Raw genomic sequence first — 18,176 nt, forward strand, 5'->3', positions numbered from 1 at the left:
AGGACGACGTGACGTGACGAAGGATCGAGTCGGGGCCGGGCTCGCCGTCCTGGCCGCCATCATCGGGCTGTGGCTGGTGTTCCAGTTCCCCCAGTCCCCGGGTGACGACGACGACGGCGATGACGCTCCGGCCGGCCCGGGCACCAGCGAGATCGCGCCGGCGCCCGGCGGTGTGCTGCCGCCCGGCCAGGTCCAGCAGCCCGCCCCGGGCGGCCAGGTGCAGCAGCCACAGGCCCCCGCGCAGCCGGACACCGACGGCGATGACGACGACGGCTAGGACGTCCTGACGTGACCGTGCGGCCGCGCTCCCCCGACGGGGAGCGCGGCCGCACGTCATCGTGGGCGGGTCAGTGCTCGGGTCCGTGGTCGGGTCAGTGGGCGATCATCCCGTGCGGGTCGATGACGAACTTCTTCGCGACACCCGAGTCGAACTGGGCGTAGCCCTGCGGGGCCTCGTCGAGGGAGATGACGGTCGCGTTGACCGCCTTCCCGATCTGCACCCGGTCGCGCAGGATCGCGTTCATCAGCTGCCGGTGGTAGCGCATCACCGGGCACTGCCCGGTGGTGAACGAGTGCGACTTGGCCCAGCCGAGCCCGATCCGGATCGACAGACTGCCCTCCTTCGCGGCGTCGTCGGCCGCCCCGGGGTCGCCGGTGACGTAGAGGCCGGGGATGCCCAGCTTCCCCGCCGCCCGGGTCACCTCCATGATCGAGTTGAGCACGGTGGCCGGGGCCTCCCCCGCGCCCTGGCCGTAGCCGCGGGCCTCGAAACCGACCGCGTCGACCGAGGCGTCGACCACGGGCTCGCCGACGATCTGCTCGATCTTGTCCGGCAGCGTGCCCTCCTGGGAGAGGTCGACCGTCTCGGCGCCGATCACCCGGCGGGCGTGCTCGAGGCGCTCCTCGTTCATGTCGCCGACGATCACCGCCGCGGCGCCGAGCAGCTGGGCCGAGGCCGCCGCGGCGAGGCCGACCGGACCCGCACCGGCGATGTAGACGGTGGACCCGGTGGTCACACCGGCCGTCACGCAGCCGTGGTACCCGGTCGGGAAGATGTCCGACAGCATCGTCAGGTCGAGGATCTTCTCCATCGCCTGCTCGCGGTCGGGGAACCGCAGGAGGTTCCAGTCGGCGTACGGCACGAGGACGTACTCGGCCTGGCCGCCCTGCCAGCCGCCCATGTCGACGTAGCCGTAGGCGGAGCCGGGACGTTCGGGGTTGACGTTCAGGCAGACCCCGGTGTGGCCCTCCTTGCACATCCGGCAGCGCCCGCAGGCGATGTTGAACGGCGCCGAGACGAGGTCGCCCTGCTTGATGAACTCGACGTCGCGGCCGACCTCGACGACCTCGCCGGTGATCTCGTGGCCGAGGATCAGGCCGGGCGGCGCCGTGGTGCGGCCGCGCACCATGTGCTGGTCCGAGCCGCAGATATTGGTGGCGACGAGCCGGAGGATCACGCCGTGCGGGGTCTGGCGGCCGACATTGGCGGGGTTCACCCCCGGTCCGTCCTTGAGCTCCAGGCCCGGGTACTCGATGTCCTGGACTTCGACCTTCATGGGCTCGATGTAGGCGACAGCCTTCATGGGCGCTCCTCAGGGGGTCGTCTCGCCGGCTCGGACCGGCCCCGGCCGGGGCCGCCGCGGCGGGCTGACTCCTTGATCCTCCGCCGTGGGGTGGCGTGTGTCACTCGCGCGGCCGCACCAGGACGGACCCCTGGACGTTCCAGCGGTCAACGCTCTCCGCAGTCGACCGACTCCCGTTCGTGATCGGCGAGGTGCACGCGCTCGGCTCACCCCACCCCGGCGAGGAGCAGGACCGCGGTGGTCACGCCGGCACCGACGACGACGCCGGCGACCACCTGCGGCGCGGTGTGGGCGCGCAGCACGAGACGCGCCCACCCGACGAGGGGCACGGCGAGCAAGGACAGCGCCCACCACGGCCCGCCGAGCAGCGTCAGCACCGCCGCCGCCGCGGCCACCACGGCGGTGTGGAAGCTGATCTTCCAGACGAGGGTGATCGCCGTGGCCACGGCGACCGTGACCAGCACGGCGATCTGCAGGGCGGTGATCGCCCGCGGTGCGCCGGCGACGAGCAGCACCACCACGCCGGTGGCCACCGAGAGCGCGGCCAGGCCCAGCGGCACGGCCCGCTGCTCGCGCTCGCGCAGGTGGTGGTCGGTGTACCGTCCGCTCCGCACACCGCGGTCGACGATGAACGCCGGGATCGCGACGGTGAACAGCATCCCGACCAGCGACCACGCCACGCCCACCACCCCGACGGCCAGGGCACCGACCACGGGGTAGAGCACGGCGAGCAGCAGGGTCGGCGACGTCAGCGTGGTGACGCGCGAGGCGATGCGCCGGGCGGAGACGGTGGCGCTCACCCGCGGGAGCCTAGGCCGAGGACGACCACCGCCGAGCAGAGGAGAGACGCGTGGGCCGGGAGGCACAGCTCGTGCTGGCCGTGGTGACCGCACCCCCGGGGCGGGTGCTGCTCGTGCACCGGCCCGGGGAGTGGCCGCCGGCGATCCTTCCCGGCGGGCGCCCGCAGGCCCGCGAGTCCCCCGGCGCGACTGCGGAGCGCGGGTGCCTCGAGGAGGCGGGCGTCGAGATCCGGGCGGGCCGCCAGCTCGGGCGGCTCCTCAACGACGGGATCGCGACGATCTACGTCGCCGCGCGCCCGCAGCACGAGGTCGACCCGGAGGAGATCCCGATCAGCGTCCGTGCCGGCTGGTACACACTCGACCAGGTCGACCTCGTCCTCCCCGACCTGTGGGCACCGGTGCGCCACCACCTGTCGAAGACGATCCGCCGCTGACAGCTCGGACCGGCCGGGATTCTCAGACCGGCAGCACCGTCGGGACGATCATGGGGCGGCGGCGGTAGGTCTCCCCCACCCACTTGCCGACGACGCGGCGCACCGACTGCGCGATGCGGTGGGTGTCGGTGATGCCCTCGGCCTCGGTGCGCGAGAGCTCCATCTCCACGAGCGAGACGACGTCCTCGAGCGCCTTGGGGTCGTCGGAGAACCCGCGCCCGGAGATGCGCGGGGGCGCCACCGCACGTCCCGTGGCCGCCTCGACCGCCACGGTGATCGCGATGAAGCCGCCCTCGCCGAGCACGAGCCGGTCCGAGAGCGTCGACTCGCCGACGTCGCCGACCTGGTTGCCGTCGACATAGACGTGCCCGACCTCGACCCGCCCGGAGATCGCGGCTCGCCCGTCGACGAGGTCGACGACCACGCCGTCCTCGGCGATGACCACGTTCTCGACGCCGGTGCGGCGCGCGATCTCGGCGTTGGCACGCAGGTGGCGCCACTCGCCGTGCACCGGCATGACGTTGCGCGGGCGCAGCGCGTTGTAGAGGAACATCAGCTCGCCGGCGCTCGCGTGGCCGGAGACGTGCACCTTGGCCGTGCCGGAGTGCACGACCTCGGCGCCGAGGCGCGTGAGGCCGTTGATCACCGCGAACACCGCGGTCTCGTTGCCGGGGATCAGGCTCGAGAGCAGGACGACGGTGTCGCCCGGGGTGATCGTGATCTGGCGGTGGTCGCCGCGCGCCATGCGCCCGAGGGCACTCAGCGGCTCGCCCTGCGATCCCGTCGACACGAGGACGACGTCCTTCTCCGGCATGGCCAGGGCGTCATCGAGATCGACGAGCAGGCCCTCGGGCACGTGAAGCAGGCCGAGGTCGGTGGCGATGCCCATGTTGCGCACCATCGAGCGACCGGTGAAGCAGACCTTGCGCTCGTGCTTCGCCGCAGCGTCGAGCACCTGCTGGACGCGGTGCACGTGGCTCGCGAAGCAGGCGACGATCAGGCGGGACGGCGCGTCGCGGAACACCCCGTCGATCACCGGTGAGATGTCGCGCTCCGGGGTGACGAAGCCGGGCACCTCGGCGTTGGTGGAGTCGACGAGCAGCAGGTCGACACCCTCGTCGCCCAGGCGCGAGAAGCCGGCCAGGTCGGTGAGGCGCCCGTCGAGGGGCAGCTGGTCGAGCTTGATGTCGCCGGTGTGCAGCACGGTGCCGCCCGGGGTGCGGACGGCGACGGCGAGGGCGTCGGGGATCGAGTGGTTGACCGCGAAGAACTCGCAGTCGAACGAGCCGTGGTGCCCGCGCTCGCCCTCGCGCACCTCGAGCAGGCGCGGGGTGAGCTGGTGCTCCTTGCACTTCGCCGCGACCAGCGCGAGCGTGAAGCGCGACCCCACGACGAGCAGGTCGGGGCGCTGGCGCAGGAGGAACGGCACGGCGCCGATGTGGTCCTCGTGCCCGTGGGTGAGCACGAGCGCGTCGACGTCGGAGAGCCGGTCCTCGACGGCGCGGAAGTCGGGGAGGATCAGGTCGACGCCGGGGGCCTCCTCCGACGGGAAGAGCACCCCGCAGTCGACGATGAGCAGCCGTCCGCCGTACTCGAGGACGGTCATGTTCCGCCCGATCTCCCCGATGCCGCCGAGGGCGACGATCCGCAGCGCGCCCTCGGGCGTCGGGGGCGGGGCGCCCTCGGCGCCCGGGACGGACGACGTGGGTACGCCGGAGCCGCGCGCGCAGTCGTGGGTGGGCGGCGTCGAGCCGCGTCCCTGCGGAGGGCCTCCACGGGGCGGCTCGGGGCGGCGGGCGGTCGATCGGCTCATCGGGCGCCTCCGTGGGCGCGGCGCGGCGAACGGGTGGTGATCAGGTCCTCCTGTGCGGGGGGCCGGGGCGGGGTCCCGTCCGGCCGTCGTGGGTGGGTCCTGGCGGGACCCGTCGCTGATGTCGGTGGCGTGCCCCTACAGGCCGCGCTCGAGGGCCATGACCGCGGCGACGTCGGCCGGCTCCCCCTCGGGGTGCACGACGCACTCGTCACGGCCGGCCGCGTGCAGCAGCAGCTCCCCGGGCTCGCCGGTGAGGATGACCGTGCGCGGGCCCGACTTCACCGCGTGCTCGGCGCCGTCCGGGCGGCGCAGCGTCACGGCCACGGGGCTGGAGCGGTAGGTCAGGCGGCCGAGGAGGCCGACCATGCGCCAGAGCTGGTGGTCCCGCGCCTCGTCGGGCGGACGGGGCGACCAGCCGGACTGCGCACGACGGACGTCCTCGTGGTGGATGAAGAACTCCTGGACGTCGACGGCGCGCAGCGGGGGCAGCGCCAGCGGACTCCAGAACGGCGGGCCCGAACGTAGGGTGCCGACCAGCTCGCCGAACTCGCCGCGGGCCACCGAGTCCTGCACGCGCTCGGTCCACCACGCCAGCGGCGGGATCAGGATCCCGGGCGCGGCGTCGAGGCGGCGCTCGCGGGTGATGAGATGGGCGACCAGGTCGCGCGTGGTCCAGTCGCCGCAGAGCGTGCTCTCGTCGGGGCCGAGCTTCAGCAACAGGTCGGCGAGATCGCGACGCTCGGCGTCGGCGATCTGTGCGGCACTCATAGGACTACTCCTACCCGGGGGGACCCGGGGTTCACCCCTCGGCGACGAAGGGGCTGGTGGCGACCTCGGACCCGCTGGGCAGCCGGGTGATCTCGAAGTCGGCGAAGACGTTGGGGATCTCGGCCTGCAGGATCTTCAGGCACATGATGGCGAGGTCGCGGATCTCGACGTCGGCGTGCTCGCTGGCCCGCATGGCGATGAAGTGGCGCCAGGCGCGGTAGTTGCCGGTGACGACGATCCGCGTCTCGGTGGCGTTGGGCAGCACGGCGCGGGCGGCCTGGCGGGCCTGCTTGCGCCGCAGCGTGCGGTTGGGCTCGTCGGCGAAGCGCTCCTCGAGGCCCGCCAGGAGCTTCTCGTACGAGGCCAGCGCGGCGGCGCTCGCCTCGGCGAAGAGCTGGTGGAGCTCGGGGTCGTCGGCGATGACGTCGGGCTCCACCATCGCGGCGTCCCGCTCGGGCACGTAACGCTGCGAGAGCTGCGAGTACGAGAAGTGGCGGTGCCGGATCAGCTCGTGGGTAAGGCTGCGCGACATCCCGGTCAGGTAGAAGCTCACCGATCCGTGCTCGAGCACGGAGAGGTGGCCGACCTCGAGGATGTGGCGCAGGTACCCCGCGTTGCTCGCCGTCGCGGGGTTCGGCTTGCTCCACGACTGATAGCAGGCGCGGCCCGCGAACTCCGCGAGCGCCTGCCCGCCGTCCGCGTCGGTCTCCCACGGGACCCCGGGCGGCGCGTGGAACTCGGTCTTCGCGATCAGCGTCACCTGGGGAGTCGCTGTCTGTCGGGTCGAGCTCCGCTGCGCTTCGTCTCCGGCGTCGGCCACCCCCGCACGGTACGACACCGGGTTCCGGCGTTCGCCCACGGCGGACGTGACACCACGATGGTGGCGCTCCCGACGGCGTGGTGTCACAGTGGTGTCATGGACCTGACACCGTACGTCGCCTCCCTGCGCGACGACCTCGCCGCGGCCGCCGCGGTCGGCGACGAGGCCACCACCCGGGCGGGCAGCTCGCTCGCCGCCGCCCTCGAGCCCGCCGTCCGGCTGGCGCTCATGAACGCCCTGTCCGACCTCGCGGGCGAGGTCACCGAGGCCCTCGGCGACCGCACCGTCTCGCTGCGCCTGTCCGGGCGGGAGGTGAAGGTGGTCGTCGACCGCGACTCCTCGGGCGACGGCGCCGACGGCTTCTTCGCCGGCCCGACGTCCTCGCCGTTCGCCGGCACCCCCGGTGGCGGGCCGGGCGGGCCGCAGCGCCCCACCCCTCCCCCGCCCCCGCCGCCCGGCCCCGGCTTCTCGGGCGCCGACGCGTTCAACGCCGCCTTCGGGGGCGGCCAGGGATTCGGGGGCCGGGGCGGTCCCGACGTCGGCGACATCTCGCGGATGACCCTGCGCCTCGTCGACCAGATCAAGGGCCAGGCCGAGCGCGCCGCGGCGTCGCAGGGCATGAGCCTGAACTCCTGGATCGCCCAGGCCGTCCAGGGCGCGCTGCACGACAAGCAGCGCGGCGGCGGCTGGGGCGGCGGCTGGGGCGGCCGGGACGCCGGCTGGGGCGGCGCGCGTGACGGCGGCAGCGGCAGCGGCTGGACCGACGGGCGCCCGAACGACGAGCCGGCGCCGGAGAAGCCCGCGGACACCCCCGCGGACGAGCCCGGTGACACGTCCGGTCCGTCCGGTACCGCGGAGGACGGCCCCGACGACGGGGGCGTCGACGGGTGGGTGAAGGGATGAGCCCGGCGCGCGAGGTCACCGGCGCCGGCGCGGAGCCGGTGACCCTGGACGTCGCGCTCGACGCGGGCCGGGTGCGGGTGCGCCTGGCGCCGCCCGCCGAGGACGGTGCCTCCCTGCGCGTCCGGCTCGAGGCCGACTCGGACGCCCCGCCCGGCTGGCTGCGTGGGCTGGGCACGGTGCTCGGGTTCCTGGGCGTCGACCGCGACGGACCGTCCTCGCCGGAGGAACGGGCGGAGGCGGCCGTCGCGGGCGCGACGCTGGAGTGGGACGCGGAGGCCCGCCGGGTCACCGTCCGCGGCCCGCGCGACCTCGGCCTGCGCGGCGTCCCGCTCGCGGTCACCGTGCGGGCGCCGCGGGACTCGGAGCTCCGGGTGCGCGCGGGCGCCGCCCGCGTCGCGGTCGAGGGCCGCGCGGGCGAGGTCTCGGTGCACGGCACGGGCGAGGTCCGCCTCGACGAGGTGGCCGGGCGCACCGACCTGCGCTGCGGCGCCGGCGAGGTGCGCATCGGGCGCCTGGACGCCCCGCTGCGTCTCACCGGCGGCGCCGGCGAGGTTCGCGTCGACCACGTGCACGCGCCGGTCGAGATCACCACCGGCGCCGGGCGGGTGCGTCTGGGCGACGTGCACGCCGACGTCGCCGTCCGCGCGGCGGCGGGCGACATCGAGGTGGCCGACGCGATCGCCGGCGACGTCGAGATCGGCACCGGCGTGGGCTCGCTGTGGGTGGGCGTGCACGCCGGCGTCGACGCGAAGGTCGTGCTGAACGCCGCCGTGGGCCGCGTGCGCAGCGAGCTCCCGGTGCGCGCCGACCGTCCCGACCAGCCCGACGGCGGGCCCCTGCGCGTGCGGGCGAGGACCGGCGCGGGCGACATCACCGTCGCCACGGCCCGTCCCCGCCCCGCGCTCACGGCCTGAGCGCGGCGACCGGCGGATCGAGCGAGGGACGCCCCCACTGCGCCCAGCGCAGCGAAGGACGCCCTCGCTCTCCGCACCGCGCGGCCCCTGGCACGAGCGAAGGACGCCCCGACTGCGTCAGGCGCAGTCAAGGCGTCCCTCGCTCGGGGCACCGGCCAGGGCGCCTAGTCCGAGCGCGCTCCCGTGAGGGTGGCGCCGAGGACGTCGTGGTTGAGCTGGGCAATCGAGGCCAGCGGGATGCCCTTCGGGCACACCTCGTGGCAGGCACCGACGTTGGTGCAGCCTCCGAAGTCCAGCTCGTCCTGGGTGGCGAGCATGTTGACCGCCCGGGTCGACCGCTCGGGCTGCCCCTGCGGGAGCAGGCCCAGGTGGGTCACCTTGGCCGCCGTGAACAGCATCGAGCTGCCGTTCGGGCAGGCCGCGACGCAGGCGCCGCAGCCGATGCAGGTGGCCGCGTCGAACGCGTCGTCGGCCGAGACCTTGTCCACCGGGATCGCGTGCGCCTCGGGCGCCGAGCCGGTGTTGACCGAGATGTAGCCGCCGGACTTGATGATCTCGTCGAAGGCGCTGCGGTCGACCACGAGGTCCTTGACGACCGGGAACGCCTTCGCCCGCCACGGCTCGATGTCGATCGTGTCGCCGTCGTTGAAGTGCCGCATGTGCAGCTGGCACGTCGTCGTGAACTTCTGCGGGCCGTGCGCGTTGCCGTTGATGACCATGCCGCACGAGCCGCAGATGCCCTCGCGGCAGTCGTGGTCGAACGACACCGGGTCCTTGTCGTCGAGGACGAGCTTCTCGTTGAGCACGTCGAGCATCTCGAGGAACGACATGTCGGGCTCGACGTCGTCGAGCGTGTACTTCTGCATCTTGCCCTTGGCCTCGGGTGAGGCCTGACGCCAGATGCGCAGGGTGAGCTTCACGTCAGACTCCGCTACTTGTAGCTGCGCTGGCTCGGGTGCACGTAGGAGAACTCGAGGTCCTCCTTGTGCAGCACGGGCCGCTGGTTCTCGCCGGTGTACTCCCAGGCCGCGACGTACGAGAAGTTCTCGTCGTCGCGCTGCGCCTCGCCGTCCTCGGTCTGGGACTCGACGCGGAAGTGACCGCCGCAGGACTCCTCGCGGTGGAGGGCGTCGAGGCACATGAGCTCGGCGAGCTCGAGGAAGTCGGCGACACGGTTGGCCTTCTCCAGCGACTGGTTGAACCCGTCGCCCGTCCCGACGATCTTGACGTCGCGCCAGAACTCCTCGCGCAGCGAGGGGATCCGGTCGAGGGCCTTCTCGAGGCCCTCCTTGCTGCGGGCCATGCCGCACTGGTCCCACACGAGCTGACCGAGCTCGCGGTGGAACGAGTCGACGGTGCGGTGACCGTTGGCCGAGAGCAGCTTGTCGATGCGCTCGCGGGTCGACTCGACGGCCTCCTGGACGGCCGGGTGGTCGTCGGGGACGGCGTCGAACGGGGCGTCGGCGAGGTAGTCGGCCACCGTCGTCGGGAGCACGAAGTACCCGTCGGACAGGCCCTGCATCAGCGCGGACGCGCCGAGGCGGTTGGCGCCGTGGTCGGAGAAGTTGGCCTCGCCGCCGACGAACAGGCCCGGGATCGTCGAGCGCAGGTCGTAGTCGACCCAGAGCCCGCCCATCGTGTAATGGATCGCCGGGTAGATGCGCATCGGGACCTCGTACGGGTCGTCCCCGGTGATGCGCTGGTACATCTCGAAGAGGTTCCCGTACTTGGCCTCGACGGCCGGGCGCCCGAGACGCTCGATGGCGTCCTTGAAGTCCAGGTAGACGCCCAGGCCACCGGGACCGACGCCGTGCTCGGCGTCGCACATGTTCTTCGCGGCGCGCGAGGCGATGTCGCGCGGCACCAGGTTGCCGAACGCCGGGTACTGGCGCTCGAGGTAGTAGTCCCGCTCGTCCTCGGGGATGTCGTTCGGGTTGCGGTCGTCGCCGCGCTCCTTGGGCACCCACACACGGCCGTCGTTGCGCAGCGACTCCGACATCAGCGTCAGCTTCGACTGGTACTCGCCGCTGACCGGGATGCAGGTCGGGTGGATCTGCGTGTAGCAGGGGTTGGCGAACAGCGCGCCGCGCTTGTGCGCCCGCCACGCCGCCGTGACGTTGGAGCCCTTGGCGTTCGTCGACAGGTAGTAGACGTTGCCGTAGCCGCCCGAGCAGAGGATCACGGCGTCGGCCAGGTGCGTCTCGATCTGCCCGTTGAACAGGTTGCGGGTGACGATCCCGCGCGCCTTCCCGTCGACGACGATCAGGTCGAGCATCTCCGTGCGCGGGTGCATCTCGACCGTGCCGGCGCCGATCTGGCGCTCGAGGGCCTGGTACGCGCCGAGCAGCAGCTGCTGGCCCGTCTGCCCGCGGGCGTAGAAGGTGCGCGAGACCTGGGTGCCGCCGAACGAGCGCGTGTCGAGCAGGCCCGAGTACTCCCGGGCGAAGGGCACGCCCTGCGCGACGCACTGGTCGATGATGTTGAGGCTGACCTCGGCGAGCCGGTGCACGTTCGACTCGCGGGAGCGGAAGTCGCCGCCCTTGACCGTGTCGTAGAACAGGCGGTGCACCGAGTCGCCGTCGTAGCGGTAGTTCTTGGCGGCGTTGATGCCGCCCTGGGCGGCGATCGAGTGCGCGCGCCGGGGGCTGTCCTGGTAGCAGAACGACTTCACGTGGTAGCCGGCCTCGCCCAGCGTCGCCGCCGCGGCGCCGCCGGCCAGGCCGGTGCCGACGATGATGACGCTCATCTTGCGGCGGTTGGCGGGGTTCACGAGGCGCGCGGAGAACTTGCGGTCGGCCCACCGGTCGCCGATTGGGCTGTCCGGGGCGCGGGTGTCGGCGATCGGGTCCCCGACGACGTAGCGGCCCTCCCCCTGGGTGGCCGTGGGCTCCTGCTGCAGTTCAGGCCTAAAAAGCTCAGACACTGTGTCACCTCACCAGACCGGTCATCACGGACAGCGGCACGATCGCGAAGCCGATCGTGATCACGGCCGCCACGACGAAAGCGAAGGTCTTCAGCGCGTTCTGCTTCAGCGCGCTGTTGGCGCCGAAGGTCTGGATGGCCGACCAGAGGCCGTGCCGGATGTGGAGACCGAGCGCGACGACGGCCAGGATGTAGAAGAGCGCCACGTACCAGCGGTCGAAGCTCGCGACGAGCTTCAGGTAGGCACTCTCGTCGCCGCCGAGGGGGTTCACCGTCCCCGTGGTCAGGTCGAGGATGTGCCAGATCACGAACAGCGCGATGATCACCCCACCCCAGCGCATCGTGCGGGCGGCGTAGCTGCCCTCCCACCGCTGACGGTGCTGGTACCCGATCGGGCGAGCCTTCTTCGCCTGGTACCAGAGCGAGAACGCGGCCCACATGTGCAGCACGACGCTGCCGACCAGGACCGCGCGGATGCCCCAGAGGACACCCTCGTAGCCGAAGATCGCCTCGCCGATCTCGCGCAGGTGCTGCGAGTAGGCGTCGAACGTCTCGATGCCGAAGAAGACCTTCAGGTTCCCGATCATGTGGGCGATGACGTAGAGCAGGAACACGATGCCGGTCACGGCGATGACCGACTTCTTCCCGACCGAGGTACCCCACGTCCTCGACACGATGTTGCGCTGCGGAGTGATGACCACGTGAAAACGGTAAGTCGCCGCCTCACGGAGCGCTAATGCATGCAACAGCGGCATGGCATAGCTTCTAGCTATGGCGATGACCATCAAACAGCTCAGTTACTTCCTCGCTGTGGTGGACACCGGCCGGTTCACGCAGGCAGCGGCGTTGTGCCGCGTCGCGCAGCCGACGCTGAGCAAACAGATCCGCAGCCTCGAGGAGGACCTGGGCGAGACCCTCGTCACGCGGGGTCACGACAACGTCACACCCACGGCGGCGGGCGAGGCCCTCCTGCCCCTCGCCCGGCGGATCGTGGCGGACTCCGAGACGGCCCGGATGGAGATCGCCGAGCTCGCCGGGCTGCGCCGGGGACGGCTGCGCCTCGGGGCCACCCCGAGCCTGTGCGTCAGCGTCGTGGCCGACGTCCTCGAGGTCTTCCACGGCCGCTACCCGGGCATCGCCCTGCAGATCTCGGAGGGCGGCTCGCAGGACCTCGTGTCCGATCTGCAGCGCGGCCAGCTCGACGTCGCCCTGGTGATCGACCGCGGCGTCACCGTCGCGGACCTCGCGCTGACCCCCGTGCTGCGCGAGGAGCTCGTCGTCGTCTCGGCGCCGGGGTGGCCCGACCTCGGCGAGCACATCGGCGTCGCCGAGCTGGCCGCGCACCCGCTGGTGGTCAACCGCCCCGGCTACGAGCTGCGCGAGGTGACGCTCGCGGCGTGCGCGGCCGCCGGCGTGACGCCCCGGATCGCGGTGGAGGGCGGCGAGATGGACGCCGTGCTGCGCATGGTGGAACGCGGCCTCGGCGTCGCGATCGTGCCGAGCCTCGTGCTGGCCGGGCACCCGACGCTGCGCGCGACCCGCCTCGACGGCGGGGCGTGGAGCCACCGGACGATCTCGTTGGCCCACCGCACCGACGTCGCGCCGACCCGCGCCGCGCAGGCGTTCCGCGAGGACCTGCTGGCCGTGCTCGCGCGCACCTCGCGCACCGGGCACCTGCCCCCCGGCGTGCGCTACGTCCACCCTCCCGCCCTGATCGCCTGAGCGAGCGCCGGCGCGAGGTCGCCGCCCCCGGCGACGGCGACCCCGTCGAGCCCGAGCCACCCGGCCATCGTCGCCAGCTCCGCGGCGAGCTCGGCCGCGACCCGGCCGACCTCGACCCCGTCCTCGGCGAACGCGCCCGGCACGTGCAGCACGCCGCCGACGCGGTCGGCCTTGAGGTCCACCCGCGCGACGAGGCGCCCGTCGAGCAGGAACGGGAAGACGTAGTAGCCGTGCGTGCGCTGCTCGGCCGGGGTGTAGATGCCGATGCGGTAGTGGAAGTCGAAGATGCGCAGCGTGCGGGCCCGGAACCAGATGAGCGGGTCGAACGGCGCGAGCAGGGCCCGTCCGGTGACGCGGCGCGGCAGCCGGGCCTCGGGCGGGCGGTAGGCCGGCGCCGGCCAGCCCTCGACGTCGACCGGCACCAGCTCACCGGCGTCGACCAGCTCCGCGACCGCGGCCTGGCTCTCGGCCGGCGGCAGGCGGTGGTGGTCGCGCAGGTCCGGCTCCGTGGCGACGCCCAGCGTCGTGGCGGCGCGGCGGATCAGGGCCCGCATCGACTCGTCGCGCTCCGGCCGGAGGGCGTGGACCGCCGGCGGGAGCACGCGCTCGGAGAGCTCGTAGGCCCGGCGGAAGCCGCGGCGCGTGCCCGTGGTGAGCACCCCGGTGGCGAACAGGTGCTCGCAGGCCACCTTGACGTCCGAGCGCTGCCACCAGCCGCCGTGGGCGCGGGCCACGCGGTCGCCGGCGTCGCCGAGCACCTGCGCGACCTCGCTCGCCTCGAGCGGGCCGTGGGCCTCGATCACCTCGTGGACGGCGTCGAGGATGTCGGGCCGGTGGTCGAGAGCGTTGCCGAGCCAGCGGCTCTGCCGCTTCTCGTTGTCGCGCATCCGCCAGCGGAACAGCGGCCAGTCCTCCACCGGCAGCAGGCTCGCCTCGTGGACCCAGTACTCGACCATCGTGCGGCGCCGCCGCTGCGCGGCCGTCTGCGGCCAGGCCAGCGCGTCGAGGGCGTCGCGGTCGTACGGGCCGAGCCGGGCGAACAGCGGCGCGTAGTGCGCGCGCACGGCGACGTTGACCGAGTCGAGCTGCAGCAGGCCGAGGTGGCGCGCCGTCGCCGCGAGCGTGGCGCGGCTCGGCCGTCCCTTGCGGGTGGCGCCGCCGAATCCCTGGGCGGCGACGGCCGCGCGCCGCGCCTGGGCGGCCGACATCTGCTCCACGTTCCCGATCCTGCCCCAGACCCCCGACAACCCCGGAATCAACCGGCTTGCACGGGCGTTGACCTGGGAAAAGAGTTCTGAGGAGGACCCATGGTCGGGGACCGTGTGGAGATCGTCGTCGACGCCGGTGGCACGACGAGGACGTGGGACGTGGAGGCGACGAGGGCCGGGCGGCGCGTGGAGATCGCGCACGGGCGCGGCGTGGTGGAGGTCAGCGAGGTGACCCGCGGCGGGACGCCGGTGCGCACCGCCCGCTTCATGTCCTCGCGGGTGCTCGCGCTCGTCGAGCACCCGGCCCGGCAGGTGCGGCTGGTCGACGACGAGCCGCCGGCGCTGCCGCTGCCGAGGCCCGCGTAGCGCACGCCCCGTGCCCGGCCGGGCGCGGACGGCGATTGTGCTGGTCAGGGTGATCGCCGTGGCCCAGGATCTCCCCCGTGCCCTCCACCGTGCCCGAGATGATCGCCGCCGCGCGGCGCCCCGCCGAGGCCGTCCTCGAGCACGTCGGACCGGGGTCGCAGATCGTCGTCAACGGGTACAACGGCGAGCCGGGGACGGTGATCGACGCCCTCGAGGCGGCCGGCGACCGGCTGACCGACGTCCGCCTGCACGAGATGCTCGCGCCCCGGCCACGGCCGTCGATCGAGGGCAGGATTCCGGGGCTGCGCCACGTCTCGTGGTTCCTGTCCCCCGCGACGCGCGAGGCGTTCCACGCCGGGCACTGCGACCTGGTGCCCAACAACTTCAGTGACGTGCCGCGCCTGCTGCGCCGCTCGGTGCGCCCGGACCTGGTCGTCGCGGCCGTGTCGCCGCCGGACCGACACGGCTACTTCTCGCTGGGCACCATCGCCACCCACACCGCGGCGTTCATCGGTGAGCTGCCGTTCTTCGTCGAGGTCAACGCGCAGATGCCGCGCACCTACGGCGGCAACCAGCTCCACATCAGCGACATCATCGGCTGGTGCGAGGCCGATCGGCCCCTCGTCCTGGCCCCGCCTCCCGAGCCCACCCCGCGCGACCGCACGATCGCCGGGTTCGTCGCCGACCGCATCCCGGACGGCGCCACCCTGCAGGCCGGGATCGGCGCCGTGCCGGACATGGTGCTCGCCGCCCTCGGCGACCACCGCGAGCTGGGCGTGCACAGCGAGGTGCTCGGCACCGGCTTCGTCGACCTCGTGGACCGGGGCGTCGTCACCGGCACCAGGAAGGCCACGCACCGCGGGAAGATCATCACCACGTCGGCGATGGGCGACGCGTCCCTCCACGACTTCGTCGCCGACAACCCCGGGGTCGAGTTCCACCCCGTGGACTACACCAACGACCCCTGGAACATCGCCCGCGAACCGCTGTTCCGGGCGGTGAACGCGGCCCTCGAGGTCGACTTCCTAGGGCAGTGCGCCTCGGAGTCGCTGGGCAGTCAGTACTTCTCGTCGTCCGGCGGCCAGCCCGACTTCGCGCGCGGCGCGATCATGTCCGAGCACGGCGCGGCGTTCATCTGCCTGCACTCGGCCACCCACGACGACACGGTGTCGCGGATCGTGCCGCAGCTGCATCCGGGCGCCGCGGTCACCACGTTCAAGAACATCGTCGACCACGTCGTCACCGAGTACGGCGTCGCCGAGCTGCGCGGCGCCACGATCGCCGAGCGCACCCGGCGCCTCATCGCGATCGCCCACCCGCACTTCCGCGACGAGCTGACGGCACAGGCCCGCACGCTGGGGTACCTGTGAGCGCCCCGGCGGGGCCGGAGTGCGTGCCGCTGAGCGACGAGGACCGCGCCATCCTCGACCTCGAGTGCGCCACCGTCGTCGGGCACGTCCTGCACGGTTCGATCCTCGACGGCGCCCCGGTGGACGCCGCCGCACTGCGCGCGCGGATCGCGGCTCGCCTGCCCGCCGCGCCCGAGCTGCGCTACCGCCTCGACGAGCGCGCCGGCGCGCCCGTCTGGGTGCCGGACGGCGAGCTCGACCTGGAGCGCCACGTCGTCGACGCCCCCGACGGGCCCTACGACGACGAGGCCCTGCGCGCGCTGGTGGCCGACCGCTTCGCCCAGCACCTCGACCGGACCCGTCCGCTGTGGGCGATCGACGTGGTCCCGCGGGCGGGCGGGGGCACGGCCCTGCTCTGGCGCGTCCACCACGCCCTCGCCGACGGCGCGACGATGACGCGCCTGTCGCACACGGTGCTCTACGACGAGGGGGCGGGCGGGGAGCGACCCGACGAGGCGGGCCGCCCGGCCACCGGGACGGCGGTGTCCCCGCCCGCCACCGTGCGCGCCGACCACGTACGCCGGCGCGCCCACCTCGTGGGCGTCCTGCGGCGCGAGTTCACGGTCGGGCCCGCGCGGTCCCCGTTCGACGGGGCGATCTCGGCACGACGCGACGTCGCGTTCCTCGACACCGACCTGGCGGCCCTGCACGCGGCCGCGAGATCGGCCGGGGCGACGGTCAACGACGCGTTCCTCGCCGTCCTGGCGGGCGGGCTGCGGCGCTGGCTCGACCACCACGCGGGCACGGTCACCGACCTGCGCGTCCGCGTCCCGGTGAGCCTGCCCCGCGAGGACCCGTCCGCCGGCAACCGCGACTCGGCCTTCGACCTGCCGCTGCCGGTGCACGTCACCGACCCCCTCGAGCGCCTGCGCGCCGTGCACGAGCTGACGACCTGCCGCAAGGACGCCGCCGACGCCGCACTGGTCGACGACCTCCTGCACCGCCTGGCCGAGGTCTCCCCGCCTCTGCGCCGCGTCGTCGACCGGCTGCGGGCCACCGCCCGCGCGTTCACGGTCAGCCTCTCCGACGTGCCCGGGCCCCGCACGCCCGTGGCGGTCCTGGGCCGTCGCGTCCACGCGACCTGGCCGCTGGCCGAGATCGGCGTCCACCACGCGCTGCGGGTCACCGCGGCGTCGATGGTCGACGTGCTGTCCTTCGGGGTGTGCGTCGACCCGGGCCTCGTGCCGGACGTCGACGTGCTCGCCGACGGCCTGCGCGCGGAGGCCGACCTGCTGGTGACGGCCTGTCAGACCAGGCCGGAGAGCCGCTGAGCCACCTCGCGGTAGCGGCTGACGGCGACGAGGTGGATGCCGTCGACGCCCGCGTCACGCAGAGCCAGCGCGTGCTCACAGGCGGCGTCGACGCCGGCCGTGTCGTCCTCCTCGAGCGCGCCGACGAGCCCGTCGGGCAGCTCGAGGTCCATCCCCTCGGCGACCCCCCGGGCCATGTCCGGGCCCGTGGGCACGAGCACGCCGGCGCGGACGGGCACGGAGAGGTCGGCATGGCGCTCGCGCCACTCGGTCACCGCCGGCAGCGAGAACGTCGGCGCGAGCCACACGACGTCGGCATCGCGCTTCCACCCCGGCAGGTCGCGGCCCGGAGCGGCGACGACGCCGATCGTCAGCGGGGCGTCGTGCTCGCCGGCAAGCGCCCGGGCCTCGCGGAGCATCGCGCCGACCGTCAGCGGGCCGTCCTCGGCCTCCTCGTCGGGCTTGTCCCCCCGGAGCAGCAGCACCTCCTGCACCCCGAGCGCGAGCAGCCCGAGCAGGTCGCGGCGCAGACCGAGGGTGTTGCGGTCGCGGGCGTTGAGCACGGCGACGGTCTCGTGGCCGTGGCGCCGCACCTCCGCCGCGACCACCAGCCCCGCCACCGCCGCCCGCGCCGTGGCGTTGTCGGGCACGAGGAAGCGCGCGGCGACCGGCGCGAGCACATCGAGCTGGCGACCGACCGGCGCGAGGTCCGGGCGGTGCGGGACGTCGAGCTCGGCCGTGACATCGAGAGCCGTCACGTCCAGCGTCATGACACCTCGGTGAGCGACCCGGTGTCGACGTCGTAGACGAACCCGCGGACGGCGTCCGTGTGGACGAGGAACGGGCAGTCGCGCACGGCGGCCAGGGAGTCGCGGACGTCCTGCTCGGTGTCGGGGAACGTGCCGGGCACCCAGGTCGGCCTCTGCCCGGTGTCGGCCTCGAGCTCGGCGACGAAGTCGTCGTCGGTGAAGGTCGCCATCCCGCACTTCGTGTGGTGGATCAGCACGACCTCGCGGGTGGAGAGCTTGCGCTGGCTGACCGCGAGCGAGCGCAGGACGTCGTCGGTCACCACGCCGCCGGCGTTGCGGATGACGTGGGCCTCGCCGTCGCCGAGACCGAGCACCCGGTAGACGTCCAGCCGGGCGTCCATGCAGGCCACGACGGCCACGCCGCGCGAGGGCGGGCCCGGCAGACCGGGCGTCGAGAACCCCGCCGCGAAGGACGTGTTCGCGGCCAGCAGCTCGTCGGTGGTGCTCATGCGTCC

At 73.5% G+C, this 18,176-nt stretch carries 19 protein-coding genes; 8 read left to right on the forward strand and 11 right to left on the reverse strand.

Going from position 1 to position 18,176, the window contains the following annotated elements; genetic code table 11:
* Nucleotides 1-13: 13 nt before the first annotated feature.
* The gene (locus tag OG774_RS10130) at nucleotides 14-277 is read left to right on the forward strand and encodes a hypothetical protein (protein WP_328309067.1); all 264 of its coding nucleotides are present in this window, start codon (nucleotides 14-16) and stop codon (nucleotides 275-277) included.
* 94 nt (nucleotides 278-371) lie between these two features.
* Here OG774_RS10130 and fdhA read toward each other — a convergent pair whose 3' ends face one another.
* Both fdhA and OG774_RS10140 read right to left on the reverse strand, forming a co-directional pair.
* Complete coding sequence (fdhA, locus tag OG774_RS10135) at nucleotides 372-1,583, reverse strand: formaldehyde dehydrogenase, glutathione-independent (protein WP_328309069.1); 1,212 nt, start codon at nucleotides 1,581-1,583, stop codon at nucleotides 372-374.
* 206 nt (nucleotides 1,584-1,789) lie between these two features.
* Complete coding sequence (locus tag OG774_RS10140; RefSeq protein ID WP_328309071.1) at nucleotides 1,790-2,383, reverse strand: hypothetical protein; 594 nt, start codon at nucleotides 2,381-2,383, stop codon at nucleotides 1,790-1,792.
* A gap of 50 nt (nucleotides 2,384-2,433) precedes the next feature.
* On the opposite strand from OG774_RS10140, the gene OG774_RS10145 reads away from it, so the two are divergent.
* Nucleotides 2,434-2,817: an NUDIX hydrolase gene (locus OG774_RS10145; RefSeq protein WP_328309073.1), complete on the forward strand. Its 384-nt coding sequence runs from the start codon at nucleotides 2,434-2,436 to the stop codon at nucleotides 2,815-2,817.
* A gap of 22 nt (nucleotides 2,818-2,839) precedes the next feature.
* On the opposite strand, the gene OG774_RS10150 is transcribed toward OG774_RS10145, so the two are convergent.
* The 3 genes from OG774_RS10150 to thyX all read right to left on the reverse strand — a co-directional run bounded on the left by OG774_RS10150 (nucleotide 2,840) and on the right by thyX (nucleotide 6,218).
* On the reverse strand, nucleotides 2,840-4,630 hold the full coding sequence (locus tag OG774_RS10150) for a ribonuclease J (protein ID WP_328309075.1): 1,791 nt from the start codon (nucleotides 4,628-4,630) through the stop codon (nucleotides 2,840-2,842).
* A gap of 135 nt (nucleotides 4,631-4,765) precedes the next feature.
* Nucleotides 4,766-5,398 carry a TIGR03085 family metal-binding protein gene (locus tag OG774_RS10155; RefSeq protein ID WP_328309077.1) on the reverse strand — a complete coding sequence of 211 codons (633 nt, stop codon included), beginning with the start codon at nucleotides 5,396-5,398 and terminating at the stop codon, nucleotides 4,766-4,768.
* Between the two features lie 31 nt (nucleotides 5,399-5,429).
* Nucleotides 5,430-6,218 (reverse strand): FAD-dependent thymidylate synthase, encoded by a 789-nt coding sequence (gene thyX, locus OG774_RS10160; RefSeq protein WP_442873967.1) that lies wholly within the window; start codon nucleotides 6,216-6,218, stop codon nucleotides 5,430-5,432.
* 96 nt (nucleotides 6,219-6,314) lie between these two features.
* Here thyX and OG774_RS10165 point away from each other — a divergent pair, with 96 nt between their 5' ends.
* The gene (locus OG774_RS10165; RefSeq protein WP_442873968.1) at nucleotides 6,315-7,121 is read left to right on the forward strand and encodes a toxin-antitoxin system HicB family antitoxin; all 807 of its coding nucleotides are present in this window, start codon (nucleotides 6,315-6,317) and stop codon (nucleotides 7,119-7,121) included.
* Complete coding sequence (locus tag OG774_RS10170; RefSeq protein ID WP_328309081.1) at nucleotides 7,118-8,035, forward strand: DUF4097 family beta strand repeat-containing protein; 918 nt, start codon at nucleotides 7,118-7,120, stop codon at nucleotides 8,033-8,035. Before OG774_RS10165 ends, OG774_RS10170 begins: the two co-directional genes overlap by 4 nt.
* 164 nt (nucleotides 8,036-8,199) lie before the next feature.
* Here OG774_RS10170 and OG774_RS10175 read toward each other — a convergent pair whose 3' ends face one another.
* From OG774_RS10175 to OG774_RS10185, 3 genes are read right to left on the reverse strand one after another with little or no spacing between them, the layout of a single operon-like run.
* Complete coding sequence (locus OG774_RS10175) at nucleotides 8,200-8,955, reverse strand: succinate dehydrogenase/fumarate reductase iron-sulfur subunit (RefSeq protein WP_328309083.1); 756 nt, start codon at nucleotides 8,953-8,955, stop codon at nucleotides 8,200-8,202.
* An 11-nt stretch (nucleotides 8,956-8,966) separates the two neighbouring features.
* Nucleotides 8,967-10,934 carry a fumarate reductase/succinate dehydrogenase flavoprotein subunit gene (locus OG774_RS10180; protein ID WP_328310876.1) on the reverse strand — a complete coding sequence of 656 codons (1,968 nt, stop codon included), beginning with the start codon at nucleotides 10,932-10,934 and terminating at the stop codon, nucleotides 8,967-8,969.
* 28 nt (nucleotides 10,935-10,962) lie between these two features.
* On the reverse strand, nucleotides 10,963-11,658 hold the full coding sequence (locus OG774_RS10185) for a succinate dehydrogenase cytochrome b subunit (protein ID WP_274193486.1): 696 nt from the start codon (nucleotides 11,656-11,658) through the stop codon (nucleotides 10,963-10,965).
* A gap of 76 nt (nucleotides 11,659-11,734) precedes the next feature.
* Between OG774_RS10185 and OG774_RS10190 the strand changes: the two genes are divergently transcribed.
* A complete protein-coding gene (locus OG774_RS10190) occupies nucleotides 11,735-12,679 on the forward strand; it encodes a LysR family transcriptional regulator (protein ID WP_328310877.1) in 945 nt (314 codons plus the stop codon).
* On the opposite strand, the gene OG774_RS10195 is transcribed toward OG774_RS10190, so the two are convergent.
* Entirely contained in the window at nucleotides 12,649-13,887 is a 1,239-nt protein-coding gene (locus OG774_RS10195) for a winged helix-turn-helix domain-containing protein (RefSeq protein WP_328310879.1), read from the reverse strand. The two genes, OG774_RS10190 and OG774_RS10195, sit on opposite strands and share 31 nt — an antisense overlap.
* 99 nt (nucleotides 13,888-13,986) lie before the next feature.
* Here OG774_RS10195 and OG774_RS10200 point away from each other — a divergent pair, with 99 nt between their 5' ends.
* The 3 genes from OG774_RS10200 (at nucleotide 13,987) to OG774_RS10210 (ending at nucleotide 16,933) form a co-directional block, all read left to right on the forward strand.
* Nucleotides 13,987-14,253: a hypothetical protein gene (locus OG774_RS10200; RefSeq protein ID WP_274193485.1), complete on the forward strand. Its 267-nt coding sequence runs from the start codon at nucleotides 13,987-13,989 to the stop codon at nucleotides 14,251-14,253.
* A gap of 77 nt (nucleotides 14,254-14,330) precedes the next feature.
* A complete protein-coding gene (locus OG774_RS10205; RefSeq protein ID WP_328309086.1) occupies nucleotides 14,331-15,623 on the forward strand; it encodes an acetyl-CoA hydrolase/transferase family protein in 1,293 nt (430 codons plus the stop codon).
* Nucleotides 15,620-16,933: a wax ester/triacylglycerol synthase domain-containing protein gene (locus OG774_RS10210; protein ID WP_328309088.1), complete on the forward strand. Its 1,314-nt coding sequence runs from the start codon at nucleotides 15,620-15,622 to the stop codon at nucleotides 16,931-16,933. Before OG774_RS10205 ends, OG774_RS10210 begins: the two co-directional genes overlap by 4 nt.
* On the opposite strand, the gene OG774_RS10215 is transcribed toward OG774_RS10210, so the two are convergent.
* Together OG774_RS10215 and OG774_RS10220 are read right to left on the reverse strand one after the other, a co-directional pair.
* Entirely contained in the window at nucleotides 16,909-17,682 is a 774-nt protein-coding gene (locus tag OG774_RS10215; protein WP_328309090.1) for a hypothetical protein, read from the reverse strand. The two genes, OG774_RS10210 and OG774_RS10215, sit on opposite strands and share 25 nt — an antisense overlap.
* On the reverse strand, nucleotides 17,679-18,170 hold the full coding sequence (locus OG774_RS10220) for a beta-class carbonic anhydrase (RefSeq protein ID WP_328309092.1): 492 nt from the start codon (nucleotides 18,168-18,170) through the stop codon (nucleotides 17,679-17,681). Before OG774_RS10220 ends, OG774_RS10215 begins: the two co-directional genes overlap by 4 nt.
* Nucleotides 18,171-18,176 lie beyond the last annotated feature (6 nt).

The sequence above is a fragment of the Actinomycetospora sp. NBC_00405 genome (assembly GCF_036044095.1).
GTDB classification, from domain to species: domain Bacteria; phylum Actinomycetota; class Actinomycetes; order Mycobacteriales; family Pseudonocardiaceae; genus Actinomycetospora; species Actinomycetospora callitridis.

Coding starts and splice junctions, on each gene's coding strand:
- fdhA (WP_328309069.1), bottom strand. CDS start 1,583: ATGAAGGCTGTCGCCTACATCGAGCCCATGAAGGTCGAAGTCCAGGAC.
- OG774_RS10150 (WP_328309075.1), bottom strand. CDS start 4,630: ATGAGCCGATCGACCGCCCGCCGCCCCGAGCCGCCCCGTGGAGGCCCT.
- OG774_RS10155 (WP_328309077.1), bottom strand. CDS start 5,398: ATGAGTGCCGCACAGATCGCCGACGCCGAGCGTCGCGATCTCGCCGAC.
- OG774_RS10165 (WP_442873968.1), top strand. CDS start 6,315: ATGGACCTGACACCGTACGTCGCCTCCCTGCGCGACGACCTCGCCGCG.
- OG774_RS10170 (WP_328309081.1), top strand. CDS start 7,118: ATGAGCCCGGCGCGCGAGGTCACCGGCGCCGGCGCGGAGCCGGTGACC.
- OG774_RS10190 (WP_328310877.1), top strand. CDS start 11,735: ATGACCATCAAACAGCTCAGTTACTTCCTCGCTGTGGTGGACACCGGC.
- OG774_RS10195 (WP_328310879.1), bottom strand. CDS start 13,887: ATGTCGGCCGCCCAGGCGCGGCGCGCGGCCGTCGCCGCCCAGGGATTC.
- OG774_RS10200 (WP_274193485.1), top strand. CDS start 13,987: ATGGTCGGGGACCGTGTGGAGATCGTCGTCGACGCCGGTGGCACGACG.
- OG774_RS10215 (WP_328309090.1), bottom strand. CDS start 17,682: ATGACGCTGGACGTGACGGCTCTCGATGTCACGGCCGAGCTCGACGTC.
- OG774_RS10220 (WP_328309092.1), bottom strand. CDS start 18,170: ATGAGCACCACCGACGAGCTGCTGGCCGCGAACACGTCCTTCGCGGCG.